The following is a 17,575-nucleotide window of genomic DNA, read 5'->3' on the forward strand; positions in this document are numbered from 1 at the left end:
ATGGCGCCCCCTAAAAAATGCGGTGCAGATGGATAAGGTCTACATTGATGCGCGCGGGCCAAAACCAATTGCGCCCCCTACACGCATCCTGTTCGGAGGTTGTAGGAGGCGCATTCACACCAGCCAAAAGCGGTGAGCGGGAGTTAACGGCGATTGCCGAAAATACGCAGCAGCATCAGGAACAGGTTGATGAAGTCGAGATACAGCGTCAATGCACCCATGATTGAGTAACGACGCAAGTTCTCTTTGTCATTGACGTCAATGGTCTCGCCAATCGATTTCAGCTTCTGGGTGTCATAAGCGGTCAGACCGACAAACACCACTACGCCGATATAGGTGATCGCCCACATCAGCGCCGGGCTTTTCAGCCAGAAGTTCACCAGTGACGCCAGCACGATACCAATCAGCGCCATAAACAGCAGGCTGCCGAAGCGGCTAAGATCACGCTTGGTGGTGTAACCGTAGAAACTCATGGCACCGAACATCCCTGCCGTCACGAAGAAGGTGCTGGCAATCGAGGAGTAGGTGTAGACGAGGAAAATGCTGGCCAGCGTCAGGCCCGTCAGCGCCGAATAGAGCATAAACAAACCGGTGGCTAAGGTACTGCTCAGGCGATGCACCATGCCCGACAGCACAAAGACCACCGCCAGCTGCACAATGATCAGCCCGAAGAAGGTGATACGATTGGCAAACACCAGCTCCATCACCGCCGGCGTGCGCGCTGCAAACCAGGAGACAAAGGCGGTTAGCAGCAAGCCGCAAGTCATCCAGCCATAAACCTGCGCCATATACGCCTGCAGCCCGGTGGACGCCTGCTGCACGATAGAATTATTACGTGGATATCGGTCCATGATGCACCTCTTTAAGTTAGACAAACGCTCTAAGTGTGGAGTCTACACCGCATTGCGTCAACGGCGCGTCAAGCACTGCTGATATCGGCCATTTACGCGCTGGGCAAACCAGGCGGTAGTCAGGTTGCGGGTAATCTTGGGGCTCTCCAGTTTAATGCCCGGCAGCATTTCACGCGGCAGACGTTTACCGGCCATTTTATCAGCCAGAATAAACGTCTGCTTCCAGAGTGTGCTGTTGCTGAAGCTTTCCGTATCGCCCTTCTCCAGGTCGCGACGGATTTCCCGATTGCTCATATCCAGTTGCTTGCTCAGCGTGCGTACCGCTAATTCGGTGGAACCCGCTTGCTCGCTACCGTACATAATCAGATCACCATCCAGCGCCAGTTTGATGCCGCTGGCGCGCGCCACGGCTGCCTGGAAAGCTGCGTTGCGGCTGGCGTACCAACCCGCATTGAAATCGGCAAAACGGTACAGCATCTGGCTGTAATCCGCCGGATAGCCGAGCAGATGCAGCGTGCCAAAGTAGATGCCGCCTCGGCGGGTGAACACCTCGCGACGAATCGAGCCATCAATCGCATACGGATAGCCTTTGGCATGCGCTTCAGCAAATTCAATGCTGACCTGCATCGGCCCGCCGGTGTGAATCGGATTGAGATTGCCAAACAGCTTCTGCCCCATTGGCACCATGTCGATAAAATCATCGAAAATTGCGCTCAGCTCTTTCTCACTGCGCACCTTATCCAGTCGCGCGGCGTAGCTTTCCCCGGTGGGCGATTTAATCAGTAAGGCGGTGCGCACTAAGAACGCGGGGACATGAACTTTGGCGGCGCGGCGGTCAATTTCACCCCAGGCGATTTTGGGTAAACCTGGCACCGGCGCATCGGCACTGAAATTGGACTCCTGATCGGTGACGGCGATCACTGCACACACATTACTGGCGCTGGGATTGATCTGCTGGACGCGAAACGCGGTGTAGATGTCATCCGCCCAGGCGCTTTTTTGGCTGACATCGCCTGGCAGTAACTTCTGAATTTGGGATTTGACGTCGGCGGGTTGACGCGCGGGGGCCTGCGGTTCTTTTTTGGTACTACATCCGGCCAGTACCAGCGCGGTGAGCAGCGCCGCGCCTTTGAGCAATTTAGTGGTATTCATCTTGTTCCCTGACAGGCCAGCAAAACCCGTACCTTAACGTTTTCAACTCGCTACGGCTATCAGAGCAGGTCGGTTTTACGCGCTACTTCCAGCGATCGGCGGCCTGATGGTCACTGTCGCGCGCATCAACCCAGCGTTCGCCCTGTTCAGTGGCTTCACGCTTCCAGAACGGCGCGCGGGTTTTCAGGTAGTCCATGATGAATTCGGTGGCGGCAAACGCGCTGCTGCGGTGGGCGCTGCTCACTCCCACAAACACAATTTCATCGCCGGGGAACAGTTCGCCCACGCGATGAATCACCGTCACCTGCTGCAATGCCCAGCGCTGACGCGCCTCTTCGACAATTTCTGCCAGCGCTTTTTCCGTCATACCCGGATAGTGTTCCAGGGTTAAAGCGGCCACGCTGTCACCGAGATTGTGATTGCGCACTTTGCCGGTAAAGGTGACCACCGCGCCATCACTGTCATGCGCGGCGAGTTGGCGATACTCCTCACCGACATCAAAAGGCTCAATGCCAACGCGAATACGTGTGGCCATGCTCATCCTCCGGTGACCGGCGGGAAGAATGCCACTTCATCACCCGCACGCAGTGGATGAGTCATCGGCACCAGCGTCTGATTGACCGCTGCCAGCAACTTGCCGGATTCGAGCGCCAGCGCCCAGCGATCGTTCTTGCTGGCCAGCGCGGCTCGCAGCGTGGCGACATCCTGATACTCCGGTGCCAGCTCCAGCGTGCTGGTGCCGGTCAATTCACGGACCTGGGCGAAAAAAAGCACCTTAATCATGTGCCACCGCCTGAAAATCGCCGGATTTTCCGCCGCTTTTGCTGAGCAAACGCAACTGATCGATCACGATATCTTTCTGCACCGCTTTGCACATGTCGTAAATGGTCAGCGCAGCCACCGATGCGGCGGTCAGCGCTTCCATTTCCACGCCGGTTTTTCCGGTCAGACGACAACGCGAGGTTACGCGCACGCGGTTGTGCTCAGGCTCGGCTACCAGCGTCACTTCCACCTTGCTCAACATCAGCGGATGGCACAGCGGGATCAACTCCCAGGTGCGTTTCGCGGCCTGGATCCCGGCGATGCGTGCCGTGGCGAACACATCGCCTTTATGATGGCTGCCGTCGATGATCATCTGCAGCGTTTCCGCGCTCATCAGCACCAGCGCTTCGGCCAGGGCTTCACGCACTGTTTCGTTTTTACCGGAGACATCAACCATGTGGGCTTCGCCAGCGGCATTGATATGAGTTAATGATGACATGCTTACAACTTCTTCAAATGAGAGACAAAATTACAAGGGCGCGTGCGTGCATCCAGCTGTTCTTCAATGATGCGTTCCCAGCCGCTGCGGCAGGCGTTGGTCGATCCCGGCACGGCAAAAACCAGCGTCTGATTCGCCAGCCCGGCCACCGCGCGTGATTGCAGCGTGGAACTGCCAATCTCTTCGTATGAGATCATGCGGAACAGTTCGCCAAAGCCGTCAATTTCCCGATCAAACAGCGGCAGCAGCGCTTCCGGCGTACTGTTTTTGCTATTAAAGCCGGTGCCGCCGTTGACGATCACCACCTGCACATCATCGCTGGCAATCCAACGCGACACCGTGGCGCGAATGCGGTAACGGTTATCGGGCACGATCGCGCGATCCACCACCTGATGCCCGGCTTCTGTCAGTACCTCGCGCAAGTAGTCGCCCGAGCTATCATTGCTGGCATCACGGCTGTCCGAGACGGTCATCACCGCCACATTCAAGGCGACAAACTCGCCGGTAGGTTTACCCATGGCTGTAACTCCTGTGTTTAGCCGCCAATGAAGGAGAGGTTTTGTGTGATGCCGGTGTTGCCCTGATGCAGGAAGTGCGTCTGCTTTTTCTGTCCGAGACTGTGGGCAATACGCGCCTGTAACTCACTCTGCTGGGCATCGGATGCCAGTAAATCGCGCAGCGGAACACCGCCGTCGCCAAACAGGCACAGATGAAGATTGCCCATGGCAGACACGCGCAGACGGTTGCAACTGGCGCAGAAATCTTTTTCGTAAGGCATGATCAAACCGACTTCACCCTGATAGTCAGGATGGCGGAACACCTGCGCGGGTCCGTCACTGCGACCGCGCGACTGGCGCTGCCAACCCTGCATGATCAGCTGATCGCGAATCACTTCACCCGAGATGTGATGACGCCGGAACAGATCACCGCCCTCGCCGGTTTCCATCAGTTCGATAAAGCGCAGCTGAATCGGACGGGTGCGGATCCAGTCGAGGAAGGTCGCCAGGCTGTGGCTGTTGAGATCGCGCATCAGCACGCTGTTGACTTTGACCTTCTCGAACCCGGCGTCAAACGCGGCATCAATTCCGGCCATCACTTCCGCGAATTTGTCCTGGCCGGTGATGGCGTGAAACTGGCGCGCATCAAGGCTATCGACACTGACGTTAATGTGGGTGAGCCCGGCATCACGCCACGCGCGCACGTCTCGCGCCATTCGGTAGCCGTTGGTGGTCACGGCGATCTGGCGAATGGCATCGTTTTCGCGCACCGCAGCGATGATATCGGTGAAGTCGCGACGCATAGAGGGTTCGCCGCCGGTGAGACGCACTTTTTCCGTGCCCGCGGCCGCAAAGGCACGCGTCACGCGGCGAATCTCGTCCAGCGAGAGGAAACTTTTGTTGTGATTACCGTTCGGTTTATAACCATCGGGTAAACAGTAGGTACAACGGAAGTTACACACATCCGTGACCGACAGGCGCAGATAGTAGAAGCTGCGCGCATAGGCATCTGTAAATTGTGGCACCTGAACACCTTTCCAAATACGGGAGATGCAGTCATTTCTTTCTGCACCCTGGCAGCGATGCTGCGGCCAGGCATCCATATCGTTATGACTTAGGCATGCCAGGCTTGGGAGTCTGTTGTCATTGTGGACAACACGGTTAATTCGAATGGTAGCGCGATTTCTCCCTCGCATCCATCAGTGAATTTCGCTATATATATTGATACATAACGTTTTTTCACCGCATTTTCGCCGCAGGATACGGTAAAATGCGCGACAGATATTGATACACATCACTTCAACTGCACGACAACCTGCAGTTGTCAGTTAAAAGGAACAGCATGAATCGTACCCTGGCAGATTTGGATCGCGTGGTAGCACTGGGCGGCGGGCACGGCCTGGGTCGTGTGATGTCGGCGCTGGCACCGCTGGGCTCACGCCTGACCGGCATCGTGACCACCACCGATAACGGCGGATCCACCGGACGCATTCGTCGTTCGGAAGGCGGTATTGCCTGGGGAGATATGCGTAATTGCCTGAACCAGTTGATCATGGAACCGAGCGTGGCGTCGGCAATGTTTGAATACCGCTTTGCCGGTAACGGTGAACTGGCCGGCCATAATCTCGGTAACCTGATGCTGAAGGCGCTCGATCACCTTAGCGTGCGGCCGCTTGAAGCCATCAACATCATCCGCAATCTGCTCAAAGTCGATGCCTTCTTGATTCCGATGTCGGAGCAACCGGTAGACCTGGTGGCGCAGGATTGCGAAGGCAATATGGTGTATGGCGAAACGGCGATTGATGAGATGAAGCAACCGCCGCAAGAGTTGATGCTGCATCCCAATGTCACTCCCACTAAAGAAGCACTGGATGCGATTGCGGAAGCGGATTTGATCCTGATTGGCCCAGGCAGTTTTTACACCAGCCTGATGCCCATTCTGCTGATGGAGGAGATGGCACGCGCGCTGCGCCGCACCCCAGCCACCATGGTGTTTATTGGCAATCTTGGACGCGAGTTAAGCCCGGCCGCCAGCCTGACGGTGGCGGATAAACTGGCGATGATGGAAAAAGCCATCGGCAGGCGAGTGATTGATGCCGTGGTGGTTAGCCCGTCAGCGGACGTCAGCGGTGTGGAAGATCGCCTGATTGTACGCGAACCGCTGGAGGCCGCCGATATCAAGTATCGCCATGACCGCCAGCTGCTGCGGATTGCATTAGAACATGCGATTCAGGCGGTGTGACCCTGCGAAAGCCGTGCGCGTGATGGCGCTCGCTACGAAGACAGATATAGCACGCTGCCAGCGTAGGGGCGCTATTCACAGGACATAACGAAAGCTTTCGTTGGGCCGTCATTTGATGACGACCCAAACCCTCACGCTTCTATTAAGAGGCGGCGATAAACAACTCGCGCAGCTGGTGCAACTGGTCGCGCACGCTGGCGGCCTCTTCGAACTCCAGATTCTGCGCGTGCTGCTGCATCTGCACTTCCAGCTCGTGAATTTTCTTCTGCATGGCTTGTGGCGTCAGCGCCAGATAGTTGGCCTCTTCTTCTGCCGCCACACGTGAGGCAGTTTTGCCCTTGCCGCGCGTTTTCACCACGTTTTTGCCCAGCTCAAGAATATCGGTGATTTTCTTGTTGAGGCCCTGCGGCACAATGCCATTCTCTTCGTTGTAACGCTGCTGCTTCTCTCGACGACGTTCGGTTTCGCCCATCGCGCGTTCCATCGAAGGGGTGATCTTATCAGCGTACAGAATCGCCTTACCGTTGATGTTACGCGCCGCACGGCCAATAGTCTGGATCAGTGAACGTTCGGAACGCAGGAAGCCCTCTTTATCCGCATCGAGGATCGCCACCAGCGACACTTCCGGCATGTCGAGACCTTCGCGCAGTAAGTTGATGCCCACCAGCACATCGAATTCACCGAGACGCAAATCACGAATGATCTCCATACGTTCAACCGTATCGATATCGGAGTGCAGATAGCGCACCTTCTCGCCGTGCTCCACCAGATATTCGGTAAGATCTTCCGCCATGCGTTTGGTCAGCGTGGTGACCAGCACACGTTCATTGATTGCCACGCGTTTGCGAATTTCTGACAGTAAGTCATCAACCTGAGTGGCGACCGGCCGCACTTCCAGAATCGGATCCAGTAGCCCGGTGGGACGTACCACCTGATCAATCACTTCGTCACCGGATTTTTCCAGCTCATAGTTACCCGGCGTGGCCGAAACATAGATGGTTTGCGGTGCCAGCGCTTCAAACTCTTCAAAGCGCATCGGACGGTTATCCAGCGCCGAAGGTAAGCGGAACCCATACTCCACCAGCGTCTCTTTACGTGCGCGGTCGCCGCGATACATGCCGCCAATCTGGGGAATGGTAACGTGCGATTCGTCCACCACCAGCAAACCATCGGCGGGCAGATAGTCAAATAAGGTCGGCGGTGGCTCGCCCGGACCGCGACCCGAGAGATAGCGCGAGTAGTTTTCAATGCCGGAGCAGTAGCCGAGTTCGTTCATCATTTCGAGATCGAACTGGGTACGCTGGCTGATGCGTTGCTCTTCCAGCAGTTTGTTGTTTTCCAGCAGCACCTTACGGCGATCCACCAGCTCGACTTTGATCTCTTCCATCGCCTGCAGGATACGTTCGCGCGGCGTCACGTAGTGCGTTTTCGGATAGATAGTGAAACGCGGAATCACGGACTCAATCTGGCCGGTCAGCGGATCGAACAGCGACAAGCGCTCAACTTCTTCGTCAAACAGCTCGACACGCAAGCCGATGTCGTCGGATTCTGCCGGGAAGATGTCGATCACTTCGCCACGCACGCGGAAGGTGCCACGCTGGAACACCTGATCGTTGCGGGTATATTGCAGCTCCGCCAGACGGCGCAGAATGCTGCGCTGGTCGATAATCATGCCGCGCGTAAGGTGCAGCATCATTTTTAGATAGAGATCGGGATCGCCGAGGCCGTAAATCGCCGAGACCGAGGCCACCACAATGACATCGCGGCGCTCCAGCATCGCTTTGGTGGCCGAGAGACGCATCTGCTCAATGTGTTCGTTCACCGCCGCATCCTTCTCAATAAAGGTGTCGGAACTCGGCACATAGGCTTCAGGCTGGTAGTAATCGTAGTACGAGACGAAAAACTCCACGGCGTTATCCGGGAAGAACTCTTTCATCTCACCGTACAACTGCGCCGCCAGCGTTTTGTTCGGTGCCATCACCATCGTCGGGCGATTGAGATCGGCAATCACGTTGGCGATGGTAAAGGTTTTACCCGATCCGGTTACCCCCAACAGGGTTTGATGTGCGAGACCATCCTCCAGCCCCTCTTCAAGACGACGAATGGCCTCAGGCTGATCGCCTGAAGGTTTGAATTCAGAGTTGAGTTTGAAGGCTTTACTCATGGTTTTGCGGTTCCTGCAGAAGATGTCAGCGAGCAGGCTGATAATTCTACTCTGCTATGACGAATTTGCCAGAAAAAAATACTGGATATATTTACAGATATCTTGCACGATAACGGGGAAAGCACCTGTTTCGCTTCAGTGCAATTTAAGCGGCAAAAGACAAAAGCTTGTTGCGCAAGGTTATCCCCAGAGCCGTGACGCTTTTAACATTTGTCAAGAGAGCGTCATTAAATTGCAGTCCGATGACAAGGCAGAAAAATCTCAGGCTTGCTTTTAATTAACCTGCTGATTTTATTGATAATGACCTTAAAGTCCAGTTTCGCAGCATAATGTATGCAGGCCGCGTATTTCCTCGCTTCCACACGGTTTTCAGTCGCTAATGCACAAGGTTATCCACAGGAATAGTGGATAACTGAATCCAGCCCCGAGCCCATCAGCTGTGTATAATTTTCTCCGCTCTTATCCTGGCGTGCGAAATATTTTTTTTTGCGTTTTTTTTCCGCCTGCCTTAAACCGCTTTAACTATCCTTTTCACAAGTCAAGCACCATTGTTGTCGTGAAAACCGTACCTTAAGACCACTTATTTCTTCAGTGATTGCCTTATCAGTGAACAGATGCACCAGAAACGTTAAGCATTCAGCACCGTCAAAGTGCAGTCAGGTTATTACTCAGTGGAATTATTAAGCATTACTCACCTTTTAAGCCCGCTTTCACCTGATTCTGACGCAGAATGCCTCGTCCCACTAACCTGGCCTGGTAATTGCAACAGTTTAACGATGGAGTGACGAGTCCATACGGCTTGCCTTGCGAGCTAACAACAGCAGTGTCCACCCTAATCGTGCACGACTGTATGCCAGACGACACAGAGCGGGAGCATTCAGGCAAATAATCTGGAAGGAGTATGTCAGATGCTGAGTTTACGTTCGGTGAATCAGTTCTACGGTCACAACCATATCCTGTGGGATGTGGATCTCGATCTGCCGCCCGGTACCTGTACGGGTGTGCTGGGCAGTCCTGGCATGGGCAAAACCACGCTGGTGAACTGCATTATGGGTCGCTTGCCCATTAACAGTGGCTCGATGATCTGGCAGGAAGATGGCTCGCCACCCGAGAATTTGTTGCTGCAGCCCGCTGAACAGCGGGCACGCATGGGGATCGGTTATGTGCCGCAAGGTCGCCATATCTTTTCGCAGATGAGCGTGGAGGATAATTTAATGATCGCGCTGATGGCCGCCCAGGACGATCGCAGCCGTGCCATTCCTGAAATGGTGTTTGATCTGTTCCCGGCACTCTATTCCTTGCGTCATCAGCGCAGTGGCGAATTGCCGATGGATCAACAGCAGCAGCTGGCACTGGCGCGAGCATTAGTGCTGCAACCTAAACTACTGATTCTGGACGAGCCGACCGAAGGGATGTCTCCGTGGCTGGAAGAGGAGATGGGCAACCTGATTCGCCGTCTTAATCGCGATTACGGCCTGACCATTTTGCTGCTGGAGCAGCATGTCTCCTTTATCCGCCGCGTGGCAGACTATTTCCTGCTGCTTCACCGTGGTCGCAATGTGGCGCAGGGTAAGGTCGCTTTGCTGGATGATGTGACGGTGAATAAGTGGCTGACAGCGACCTGATGACCTGGTCGCCATCAATCAACTGCACCCCAAATGTTGGTTCATAATCTGACATTGAAGGTGCGGGTTTATGGCGGCCCTACGGACGAAATGACGTCAGGGGCGCATTGTTGCGCTCCTGAGATAGATTCGCCATCCACAACGATCCTACGGGCGATATAAACCAGAGTGCGCATGGAAGCGCATCTAAAACAGGTTCATTATTGCGGCAACGTCAAATACTGACCGCACTCGGCCTGTTGTGCTTCACTGTCCAGGTAGGGAATTTCACCAAGGAACGGTGCATCAATACGTTGACGCAGGGTGGCCATATACTCAGCATGTCGCTTACCCGGCGGCTGAATATCATTGGCAATCCACCCGGCTAACCGCAACCCACGCGCCTTCACCGCTTCCGCTGTCAGCATCGCATGGTTAATACAACCCAGCTTTACGCCCACCACCAGAATCACCGGCAGCTGTTCTGTTTCGACCCAGTCGGCATAGGTCTGCGTCTCGGATAACGGCGTAAACCAGCCACCCGCGCCCTCTACCAATACCCATTCGGCCTGCTGCTCGAGCGCACGCAATCCGGCGGATAAGGCAGAAAAGGCGATCGGCCTGCCCTCTTCCGCGCTGACAATATGCGGCGACGTCGGCTCGACAAATGCCAATGGATTAACCTGCTCATAGCTGAGCGTCAGGCTGCTGTAGCGTTGCAACGCCAGCGCATCGCTGTTGCGCACGCCTTCAGGGGTGATCTCACAGCCCGATGCCACAGGCTTGTATCCTGCGGTACGTAATCCCGCTGCGCTTGCCGCCTGCAACAGTGCGCCACTGGCGACCGTTTTCCCCACTTCGGTATCCGTTCCGGTAATAAACCAGCGTGTCATTTATGCAAAACTCCATACATCAGGTGATAACTAAGGCGATAACCCTGCGCATCCTGCGGCCAGTGCTGCTCCAGTTGCGCGAGCTGCGAGCGCGTGAGCGGCTGCGCGCCACGTCCGTCGTGCAGATGCGTGGCACCAATGCCCTTCAAAGAACGCATGGCACTCAGCGCGCTGGGGAAATGCAGCGTGATAATCTGCGGCAGGCACTGTACCGGTAAGCCAGTGAGAGCGGCAGAGAACTGCTCTGTACTGAGAAAACGGTTGGCGTGCTGACGGCCATCTAACCGAGCCCAGGCCTCATGCACTTCATGCAGAGAGCCATCAAGCAAGGTCGAGAACAGCACGCTCCCCCCCGGCCGCGTGACGCGCAGGAACTGCTGCAGCGCCAGACGCAGATCGCTGCTCCACTGCACCGCCAGATTGCTCCATACACCATCAACGCACGCATCCGGCAGCGGCAGGTTATCGATATCGCCTTGCAGATAGTGCTGAGCCGAGCGCTGCTCTCGTGCGGCATCCAGCATCGCGCTGGAGAGATCCAGCGCCGTCAGTTCGCGCCCACGATCGCGCCAGTAGCGGCTGTACCAGCCGGTACCACAACCCGCATCCAGCAGATGCGGCCCGAAGCCGGCAGGCGCCAGTGCCAGGAGCGCATCGCCGCTCAGGCGTTGCAGTTCGGCATGCTGCTCATAATGCTGTGCCGCACGGCCAAATGCTTTGGCAACGGCTTGCTTGTTAACCTGCAGCGTCATACAGCGCCTCCAGCAGACGATCAATATCGTCATGATGATGAGCAGCCGTGAGCGTAATACGCAGCCGTGCCGTGCCCGGTGGTACGGTCGGTGGGCGAATAGCACTGACCCAGTATCCGGCTTGTGCCAGCCGTTGTGATAACGCCAGCGCCGCACTATTTTCACCGACGATCAACGGCTGAATCGCACTGTTCGATGGCATCAGCTGCCAGGGCAAATCAGCGGCACCGGCGCGGAACCGCGCAATGTGGCTGTTGAGCCGCTCACGCAACGCATCGCCCTGCTGAATTTGCTGCAATGCCGCCAGCAGCGCACAACACTGTGCCGGTGGCATCGCGGTGGAATAGATGAGATGGCGTGAAAACTGCTCGACATAATCCGCCGTGGCATCATCACACAGCAGCGCGGCACCGCTGACGCCGAAGCCTTTGCCAAAGGTGACAATCAGCAGTTCCGGCTTCACGCCTTGCTGCCAGCAACTGCCGCGCCCCTGCTCACCACATACGCCAATGCCATGCGCATCATCCACCAGCAGCCAGCCGTTGGCGCGCCGCGTCTGTTCTGCAAGGGCGGCGAGCGGTGCGCTGTCACCATCCATGCTGAATACGCCTTCCGTCACCACCAGCGTGCCGCCTTCTGACGGGGTAGCCAGCAGCTTCGCCAGGCTCTCTGGCTGATTATGCGCAAAGCGGCGTAACGTCGCCGGGCTGTGGCTGGCCGCATCCAGTAACGAAGCATGCGCCAGCTTATCGGCAAGGATACGATCCTGCTTTTCCGCCAGCAGGTGGATCACCGCCTGGTTGGCGGCAAAGCCAGAGATAAACAGCAGCGCACGCTTGTAGCCCAGCCAGTCAGCCAGCTGCTCTTCCAGTTGTGCATGATGACGGCTATAGCCGGTGACATGTCCCGATGCGCCAGCCCCCGCACCCGCTTCTGCTGCGCCCTGTTGCCAGGCCGCAATCACCGCTGGATGCTGGCTCAGCCCGAGATAATCATTGCTGGAAAAATGGCGGTAGGTACGCCCCTCCAGCGTTATCTCACGCACGCTGTTGTGTTCAACCCGGCGCCGCAGACGCCAGCCATCGGCTTCACGTCGCGCCGCCAGCGCCTGTTCGATACGTGATGACCAGACCATTACACCGCCGCGTTGTAGAACTGCTCGGTATCGGCGTGCACCAGCTGCTCGCTGAGCTGATACTGCTGTTCGTTATCTCCGGCAGTCGTGGCGGTATGTTCTGGATTAAGACCCAGCTTGCGGAACAGGATCAGATCTTTGTCCTCTTCCGGGTTTGGCGTGGTCAGCAGTTTGCAGCCATAGAAAATCGAGTTGGCACCCGCCATAAAGCACATCGCCTGAGTCTGCTCGCTCATCTGTTCACGTCCTGCGGACAGGCGGACATGCGACGATGGCATCATGATGCGCGCCACGGCGATGGTGCGGATAAAGTCGAACGGCTCAACGTCATCGTTATCGGCCAGCGGCGTGCCTTTCACCTTCACCAGCATGTTGATAGGCACACTTTCTGGCGGTGTTGGCAGGTTCGCCAACTGCACCAGCAAGCCAGCGCGGTCTTTCACGGTTTCACCCAGGCCGACGATGCCGCCAGAACAGACTTTGATGCCTGCGCCGCGCACTTTATCCAGCGTATCCAGGCGTTCCTGATAGCTGCGCGTCGTGATGATGCTGCCGTAGAATTCTGGCGAGGTATCAAGGTTGTGGTTGTAGAAATCCAGCCCGGCGCCGGCCAAACGCTCCGCCTGGCTGTTATCCAGCGTGCCCAGCGTCATGCAGGTTTCCATGCCCATCGCTTTAACGCCCTGCACCATCTGCTCCAGATACGGCATGTCGCGTTCGTGCGGGTTTTTCCACGCAGCGCCCATGCAGAAACGGCTGGATCCCGCCGCTTTCGCTTTACGCGCCGATTCCAGCACCGCTTCCACTTCCATCAGCCGCTCGGACTCCAGCCCGGTTTTGTAGCGCGCACTCTGCGGGCAGTATTTACAATCTTCCGGGCAGGCACCGGTTTTGATCGACAGCAACGTACTGACCTGCACCTGGCGCGGGTCAAAATGTTGACGGTGAACTTGCTGCGCTTCGAACATCAGCTCAAGGAAAGGTTTATCGAACAGTGCCTGGGCTTGTGTCAGTGTCCAGCGGTTTGCCATTGCTTACTCCAAAAAAAGGGGTTCATCCCGACGATTAACGTGGTTATACTCGTAAACTAAATCTTTTCAAAATGGTTTACAAGATCGATGTTCACCCAAGACGACCTCCACTTTGATCGCCAGCATATCTGGCATCCTTACACGTCAATGCGCGATCCCCTGCCCTGTTATCCGGTGGTCGCGGCGCACGGTTGCCAGCTCCAGTTGGCCGATGGACGCGAACTGGTCGACGGCATGTCGTCGTGGTGGGCAGCGATTCACGGCTATAACCATCCTCGTCTCAACAAGGCGCTGACGCAGCAAATGGCGAAGATGTCACACGTGATGTTTGGTGGCATTACCCATCCGGCAGCCGTCGAACTGAGCCGCCAGCTGGTTGCCATGACACCGGAAGCGCTGGAGTGTGTGTTCCTCGCCGATTCGGGGTCGATTGCCGTCGAAGTGTCGATGAAAATGGCGTTGCAGTACTGGCTGGGGCGCGGTGAAACGCGACAAAAATTCCTGACGTTAAAACGTGGCTATCACGGCGATACCTTTGCCGCGATGTCGGTGTGCGATCCGGAAAATTCGATGCACAGCCTGTGGCGCGGCTATCTTCCAGAACATCTGTTTGCTGCCGCACCGCAGTGCGGTTTTGATGATGCATGGAATGAAGCGGACTTCGCCGATTTCGCCCGGTTAGCCGAGACGCACCATCGCGAAATTGCCGCCGTGATCCTTGAACCCATTGTGCAGGGAGCGGGCGGCATGCGTTTCTATCACCCGCGCTACCTGCAACAGGTGCGTGAGCTGTGCGACCGCTACGGCATCCTGCTGATTGCCGATGAGATCGCCACCGGCTTTGGCCGCAGCGGCAAACTGTTTGCCTGCGAACACGCCGGAATGACGCCAGACATTCTCTGCCTCGGTAAAGCACTGACCGGCGGTACCATGACGCTGTCCGCCACGCTGACCACGCGCGAAGTCGCCGACACCATCAGCCGCAGTGCGGCAGGCTGCTTTATGCATGGCCCGACCTTTATGGGTAATCCGCTGGCCTGTGCGGTGGCCGTTGAAAGCCTGACGATGATCAACGAGGGGCACTGGCCCGCGCAGGTGGCGGCGATTGAACAGCAATTGCGTCGTGAGCTGTTGCCGTTGCGTGAGCATCATGCGGTGGTGGATGCACGCGTGCTGGGAGCCATTGGCGTGATTGAAACGCGTTCACCGGTCAATATGGCGGCACTGCAGCTATTCTTTGTCGAGCGTGGCGTATGGATTAGGCCGTTCGGCAAGTTGATCTATCTGATGCCACCTTATCTGATTTCTGCCACAGAGCTGGCGCAGTTAACCCAGGCGGTGCGCGCGGCATTGGACGTTGAGGCGCATTTCCTGCCTTAAGCTAACTGGAAGTGCCGCGCGTTTTCCACCATGATGGAGAACACACTGCACAACGGAAAAAGGAGAAGTCATGCGCGTAGTTAGCCAGGATTTTAAAGACGGCGATAAAATGCCCGAACGTCACGTTTTCAATGGGATGGGACGTCAGGGTGACAATCTGTCACCCCATCTGGCGTGGGATGAAGTGCCTGCTGGGACAAAGAGTTTTGTGGTGACCTGCTTCGATCCGGATGCCCCCACCGGTTCTGGCTGGTGGCACTGGGTCGTGGCAAATATTCCGGCTGACGTCACCGAGTTGCCGCAAGGCTCTGGTTCAGGCGTGGTCGAACTGCCTCAAGGTGCACTTCAAACCCGTACCGATTTCGGTCAAACCGGTTACGGTGGCGCAGCACCACCACAGGGTGACCCGCATCGCTATATCTTTACGGTGCACGCGATGGACACCGATAAGATTGATGTCGACGCCGGCGCGAGCGGCGCCATGGTCGGCTTTAATGTGCACTTCCATGCACTGGCGAGTGCATCAATCACGGTGATGTATTCTTAATACGCAAACGGCGCCAAAAGGCGCCGTTTCTCAATCTGGATTCAAATCAATCCAGGGTGTGAATCACCACCCACATCGGGCCTTGACCCACCGCATAACGCGCCAGCGGCTGCAACAGACCGCGATCGGCAATCTTGTAGACTTCGATATGGTGCGACTTCTGCCCTGCCGCCACCAGATACTGACCGCTGTTATCGATATTGAAGCCGCGCGGCTGAGTTTCGGTCGGCTGATAACCTTCAATCGCCAGCACTGAACCCTCTTCGCTGATGCTAAATGCGGTAATGGTGCTGCTGGTGCGATCGCAGGCATAGAGGAAACGGCCGTCTGGCGTGATATGGATATCCGCCGCCCAGCGCGTATCGCTGAAATCTTTCGGCATCATATCCAGACTCTGCACGCGCTCAACCTGACCGTGCACGTTGTTCAATGCCCACACATCTACGGTGCTGTCGAGTTCATTGACCACATAGCCATAATCGCCATTCGGATGGAAAGCCATATGACGCGGGCCTGCACCTTCAACCGTGGTGACCTGCGCTTGCTCGCGCGGTGTCAGAGTGCCATCCGCATTGAGCTGGAACAGGCAGATACGATCCTGCTTCAGTGCCGGCACAAACAGCGTTTGGTTGCTGAGATCGATATTGGCTGAGTGGCAGCCATCCATGCCGCCAATCACCTGACTTGGGGCTTGCGGTAAACCGTCGCTGTCGATCGGGCTGATGCTGACGCACGCGTCGTTGTAGGAGCCGCAGAACAGATAGTTACCCTGGCGATCGGTCGAAATATGCGTTGGGCTACCCGGCAACGGCGCTTCACCCGCCAGACTCAGGGAACCATCGGCCGCAATGCGGTACGCTAACACGCGAAAATTCGGACGAACGCCGACATAGAGGAAATCTTTCTTCGGGCTCACCACCATCGGCTGCACCTGACCGGCCACGTCCGTGACCTGCAATAACGTCAGTGCGCCATCTTCCTGCAACTGCCATGCGTGGATCTGCTGGCTCTCTGGACTGGCGGTATACACGACTTGTTTCATGCGTTTTTCCTTATTCGCTGCCTGATGAAAGGGATAACTGTAGCGCGTTTCATTTTGCCGCGCTGGATTCATTTGTGCCCTGTTTTTTGTCTCAGGGCCGCTGCCGGGTGTAGACTTAACGCTTTGCTAACTCCCGGACGGAAAGTGTAATGAGCTACCGCGTAATCGCCCTTGACCTTGACGGCACCCTGCTGACCCCCACAAAAACCATTTTGCCTGAATCGATCGAAGCTTTAGCCCGCGCACAACAGGCGGGTGTCAAAGTGCTCATCGTTACCGGTCGCCACCACTGCGCGATTCATCCTTTTTATCAGGCGCTGCAGTTGGATACACCCGCAATCTGCTGTAATGGCACCTACTTGTACGATTATGCAGCGAAGAAGGTACTCGCTGCCGATCCGCTGGAGAAAAGCCAGGCGACCCGCGTCATTGAGATGCTCGATCAGGAGAACATTCACGGTCTGCTGTATGTCGATGATGCCATGCTGTATCAAGAGCCGACTGGCCATGTGACCCGCACCCTGAACTGGGCACAATCCCTACCGGAAGCGCAGCGTCCCCTGTTCCTGCAAGTGCCAAGCCTGGCGCAGGCGGCGCTGGATGCTCAATCCATCTGGAAATTCGCGCTTTCCCATCCTGACACGCGTGCATTGCAGCAGTTTGCGGAACGCACCGAAGCGGAACTCGGCCTGGCGTGCGAATGGTCGTGGCACGATCAGGTTGATATCGCTCAGGCAGGCAACAGCAAAGGTAAGCGTCTGGCACAGTGGGTTGAGAGTCAGGGCTTCAGCATGCAGGATGTGCTGGCGTTCGGCGATAACTACAACGATCTCAGCATGCTGGAACAGGTCGGTTTAGGCGTGGCGATGGGCAATGCTGATGAGGCGATTAAAGCGCGCGCCAAAAAGGTGATTGGCACCAACCTGGAGCCGGGTATTGCCGAAGTGATTTATCAGGAAGTCCTGTAAACACAGGATGTTCGCGGTGCGCATCAAGGCGCACCTTGCGAATGCTTAAGGTGCGG

Annotated in this window: 18 protein-coding genes and 1 riboswitch; of the genes, 5 read left to right on the forward strand and 13 right to left on the reverse strand. The window is 56.4% G+C overall.

The window, feature by feature from the left end; all coding sequences use genetic code 11:
• Nucleotides 1-143 precede the first annotated feature (143 nt).
• The 7 genes from ACCW76_RS17455 to moaA all read right to left on the reverse strand — a co-directional run bounded on the left by ACCW76_RS17455 (nucleotide 144) and on the right by moaA (nucleotide 4,786).
• Nucleotides 144-851: a Bax inhibitor-1/YccA family protein gene (locus ACCW76_RS17455; protein ID WP_038648093.1), complete on the reverse strand. Its 708-nt coding sequence runs from the start codon at nucleotides 849-851 to the stop codon at nucleotides 144-146.
• Between the two features lie 57 nt (nucleotides 852-908).
• Nucleotides 909-2,003, reverse strand: a complete 1,095-nt coding sequence (locus ACCW76_RS17460; protein ID WP_436339465.1) for a DUF1615 domain-containing protein — start codon at nucleotides 2,001-2,003, stop codon at nucleotides 909-911.
• An 82-nt stretch (nucleotides 2,004-2,085) separates the two neighbouring features.
• Nucleotides 2,086-2,538: a molybdopterin synthase catalytic subunit MoaE gene (gene moaE / locus ACCW76_RS17465; RefSeq protein ID WP_436339466.1), complete on the reverse strand. Its 453-nt coding sequence runs from the start codon at nucleotides 2,536-2,538 to the stop codon at nucleotides 2,086-2,088.
• A gap of 2 nt (nucleotides 2,539-2,540) precedes the next feature.
• Nucleotides 2,541-2,786 (reverse strand): molybdopterin synthase sulfur carrier subunit, encoded by a 246-nt coding sequence (moaD, locus tag ACCW76_RS17470; protein ID WP_038648100.1) that lies wholly within the window; start codon nucleotides 2,784-2,786, stop codon nucleotides 2,541-2,543.
• A complete protein-coding gene (gene moaC / locus ACCW76_RS17475; RefSeq protein WP_436339467.1) occupies nucleotides 2,779-3,264 on the reverse strand; it encodes a cyclic pyranopterin monophosphate synthase MoaC in 486 nt (161 codons plus the stop codon). Before moaC ends, moaD begins: the two co-directional genes overlap by 8 nt.
• 2 nt (nucleotides 3,265-3,266) lie before the next feature.
• A complete protein-coding gene (gene moaB, locus ACCW76_RS17480; protein WP_436339468.1) occupies nucleotides 3,267-3,782 on the reverse strand; it encodes a molybdenum cofactor biosynthesis protein B in 516 nt (171 codons plus the stop codon).
• Nucleotides 3,783-3,799: 17 nt separating this feature from the next.
• Nucleotides 3,800-4,786: a GTP 3',8-cyclase MoaA gene (gene moaA / locus ACCW76_RS17485; RefSeq protein WP_200538925.1), complete on the reverse strand. Its 987-nt coding sequence runs from the start codon at nucleotides 4,784-4,786 to the stop codon at nucleotides 3,800-3,802.
• Nucleotides 4,775-4,909: riboswitch (molybdenum cofactor riboswitch) on the reverse strand. (Overlaps the previous gene by 12 nt.)
• A 194-nt stretch (nucleotides 4,910-5,103) precedes the next feature.
• Here moaA and ACCW76_RS17490 point away from each other — a divergent pair.
• Nucleotides 5,104-6,003, forward strand: a complete 900-nt coding sequence (locus ACCW76_RS17490) for a gluconeogenesis factor YvcK family protein (RefSeq protein ID WP_200578348.1) — start codon at nucleotides 5,104-5,106, stop codon at nucleotides 6,001-6,003.
• 142 nt (nucleotides 6,004-6,145) lie between these two features.
• Here the strand turns inward: ACCW76_RS17490 and uvrB are convergent, their stop codons facing one another.
• Nucleotides 6,146-8,167, reverse strand: coding sequence for an excinuclease ABC subunit UvrB (gene uvrB / locus ACCW76_RS17495; RefSeq protein WP_436339470.1), 2,022 nt, complete (start codon nucleotides 8,165-8,167; stop codon nucleotides 6,146-6,148).
• Nucleotides 8,168-9,075: 908 nt separating this feature from the next.
• Between uvrB and ACCW76_RS17500 the strand changes: the two genes are divergently transcribed.
• Entirely contained in the window at nucleotides 9,076-9,792 is a 717-nt protein-coding gene (locus ACCW76_RS17500) for an ABC transporter ATP-binding protein (protein ID WP_034821129.1), read from the forward strand.
• 200 nt (nucleotides 9,793-9,992) lie between these two features.
• On the opposite strand, the gene bioD is transcribed toward ACCW76_RS17500, so the two are convergent.
• From bioD to bioB, 4 genes are read right to left on the reverse strand one after another with little or no spacing between them, the layout of a single operon-like run.
• Nucleotides 9,993-10,664 (reverse strand): dethiobiotin synthase, encoded by a 672-nt coding sequence (gene bioD / locus ACCW76_RS17505; protein WP_436339472.1) that lies wholly within the window; start codon nucleotides 10,662-10,664, stop codon nucleotides 9,993-9,995.
• On the reverse strand, nucleotides 10,661-11,416 hold the full coding sequence (bioC, locus tag ACCW76_RS17510) for a malonyl-ACP O-methyltransferase BioC (RefSeq protein WP_436339473.1): 756 nt from the start codon (nucleotides 11,414-11,416) through the stop codon (nucleotides 10,661-10,663). The genes bioD and bioC overlap by 4 nt, the downstream gene beginning before the upstream one ends.
• Complete coding sequence (gene bioF / locus ACCW76_RS17515) at nucleotides 11,400-12,551, reverse strand: 8-amino-7-oxononanoate synthase (protein ID WP_436339474.1); 1,152 nt, start codon at nucleotides 12,549-12,551, stop codon at nucleotides 11,400-11,402. Before bioF ends, bioC begins: the two co-directional genes overlap by 17 nt.
• On the reverse strand, nucleotides 12,551-13,582 hold the full coding sequence (gene bioB, locus ACCW76_RS17520; protein WP_045816472.1) for a biotin synthase BioB: 1,032 nt from the start codon (nucleotides 13,580-13,582) through the stop codon (nucleotides 12,551-12,553). Before bioB ends, bioF begins: the two co-directional genes overlap by 1 nt.
• A gap of 87 nt (nucleotides 13,583-13,669) precedes the next feature.
• Between bioB and bioA the strand changes: the two genes are divergently transcribed.
• On the forward strand, nucleotides 13,670-14,962 hold the full coding sequence (bioA, locus tag ACCW76_RS17525; protein WP_436339475.1) for an adenosylmethionine--8-amino-7-oxononanoate transaminase: 1,293 nt from the start codon (nucleotides 13,670-13,672) through the stop codon (nucleotides 14,960-14,962).
• A 70-nt stretch (nucleotides 14,963-15,032) separates the two neighbouring features.
• Entirely contained in the window at nucleotides 15,033-15,509 is a 477-nt protein-coding gene (locus ACCW76_RS17530) for a kinase inhibitor (RefSeq protein ID WP_436339476.1), read from the forward strand.
• A gap of 46 nt (nucleotides 15,510-15,555) precedes the next feature.
• On the opposite strand, the gene pgl is transcribed toward ACCW76_RS17530, so the two are convergent.
• On the reverse strand, nucleotides 15,556-16,551 hold the full coding sequence (pgl, locus tag ACCW76_RS17535) for a 6-phosphogluconolactonase (protein ID WP_436339477.1): 996 nt from the start codon (nucleotides 16,549-16,551) through the stop codon (nucleotides 15,556-15,558).
• Nucleotides 16,552-16,700: 149 nt separating this feature from the next.
• Between pgl and ACCW76_RS17540 the strand changes: the two genes are divergently transcribed.
• The gene (locus ACCW76_RS17540) at nucleotides 16,701-17,519 is read left to right on the forward strand and encodes a pyridoxal phosphatase (protein WP_436339479.1); all 819 of its coding nucleotides are present in this window, start codon (nucleotides 16,701-16,703) and stop codon (nucleotides 17,517-17,519) included.
• The last annotated feature ends 56 nt before the right edge of the window (nucleotides 17,520-17,575 follow it).

Origin of the sequence: Pantoea sp. C8B4 (genome assembly GCF_051336905.1) — a bacterium.
GTDB classification, from domain to species: Bacteria; Pseudomonadota; Gammaproteobacteria; order Enterobacterales; family Enterobacteriaceae; genus Pantoea; species Pantoea rwandensis_B.

Excerpts from the sequence above, each read along its gene's own strand:
- bioA (WP_436339475.1), top strand. The coding sequence starts at position 13,670 with ATGTTCACCCAAGACGACCTCCACTTTGATCGCCAGCATATCTGGCAT.
- moaD (WP_038648100.1), bottom strand. The coding sequence starts at position 2,786 with ATGATTAAGGTGCTTTTTTTCGCCCAGGTCCGTGAATTGACCGGCACC.
- moaC (WP_436339467.1), bottom strand. The coding sequence starts at position 3,264 with ATGTCATCATTAACTCATATCAATGCCGCTGGCGAAGCCCACATGGTT.
- bioD (WP_436339472.1), bottom strand. The coding sequence starts at position 10,664 with ATGACACGCTGGTTTATTACCGGAACGGATACCGAAGTGGGGAAAACG.
- ACCW76_RS17490 (WP_200578348.1), top strand. The coding sequence starts at position 5,104 with ATGAATCGTACCCTGGCAGATTTGGATCGCGTGGTAGCACTGGGCGGC.
- moaE (WP_436339466.1), bottom strand. The coding sequence starts at position 2,538 with ATGGCCACACGTATTCGCGTTGGCATTGAGCCTTTTGATGTCGGTGAG.
- ACCW76_RS17540 (WP_436339479.1), top strand. The coding sequence starts at position 16,701 with ATGAGCTACCGCGTAATCGCCCTTGACCTTGACGGCACCCTGCTGACC.
- bioF (WP_436339474.1), bottom strand. The coding sequence starts at position 12,551 with ATGGTCTGGTCATCACGTATCGAACAGGCGCTGGCGGCGCGACGTGAA.
- ACCW76_RS17530 (WP_436339476.1), top strand. The coding sequence starts at position 15,033 with ATGCGCGTAGTTAGCCAGGATTTTAAAGACGGCGATAAAATGCCCGAA.
- bioB (WP_045816472.1), bottom strand. The coding sequence starts at position 13,582 with ATGGCAAACCGCTGGACACTGACACAAGCCCAGGCACTGTTCGATAAA.
- ACCW76_RS17460 (WP_436339465.1), bottom strand. The coding sequence starts at position 2,003 with ATGAATACCACTAAATTGCTCAAAGGCGCGGCGCTGCTCACCGCGCTG.
- uvrB (WP_436339470.1), bottom strand. The coding sequence starts at position 8,167 with ATGAGTAAAGCCTTCAAACTCAACTCTGAATTCAAACCTTCAGGCGAT.
- moaB (WP_436339468.1), bottom strand. The coding sequence starts at position 3,782 with ATGGGTAAACCTACCGGCGAGTTTGTCGCCTTGAATGTGGCGGTGATG.
- ACCW76_RS17455 (WP_038648093.1), bottom strand. The coding sequence starts at position 851 with ATGGACCGATATCCACGTAATAATTCTATCGTGCAGCAGGCGTCCACC.
- bioC (WP_436339473.1), bottom strand. The coding sequence starts at position 11,416 with ATGACGCTGCAGGTTAACAAGCAAGCCGTTGCCAAAGCATTTGGCCGT.
- pgl (WP_436339477.1), bottom strand. The coding sequence starts at position 16,551 with ATGAAACAAGTCGTGTATACCGCCAGTCCAGAGAGCCAGCAGATCCAC.
- ACCW76_RS17500 (WP_034821129.1), top strand. The coding sequence starts at position 9,076 with ATGCTGAGTTTACGTTCGGTGAATCAGTTCTACGGTCACAACCATATC.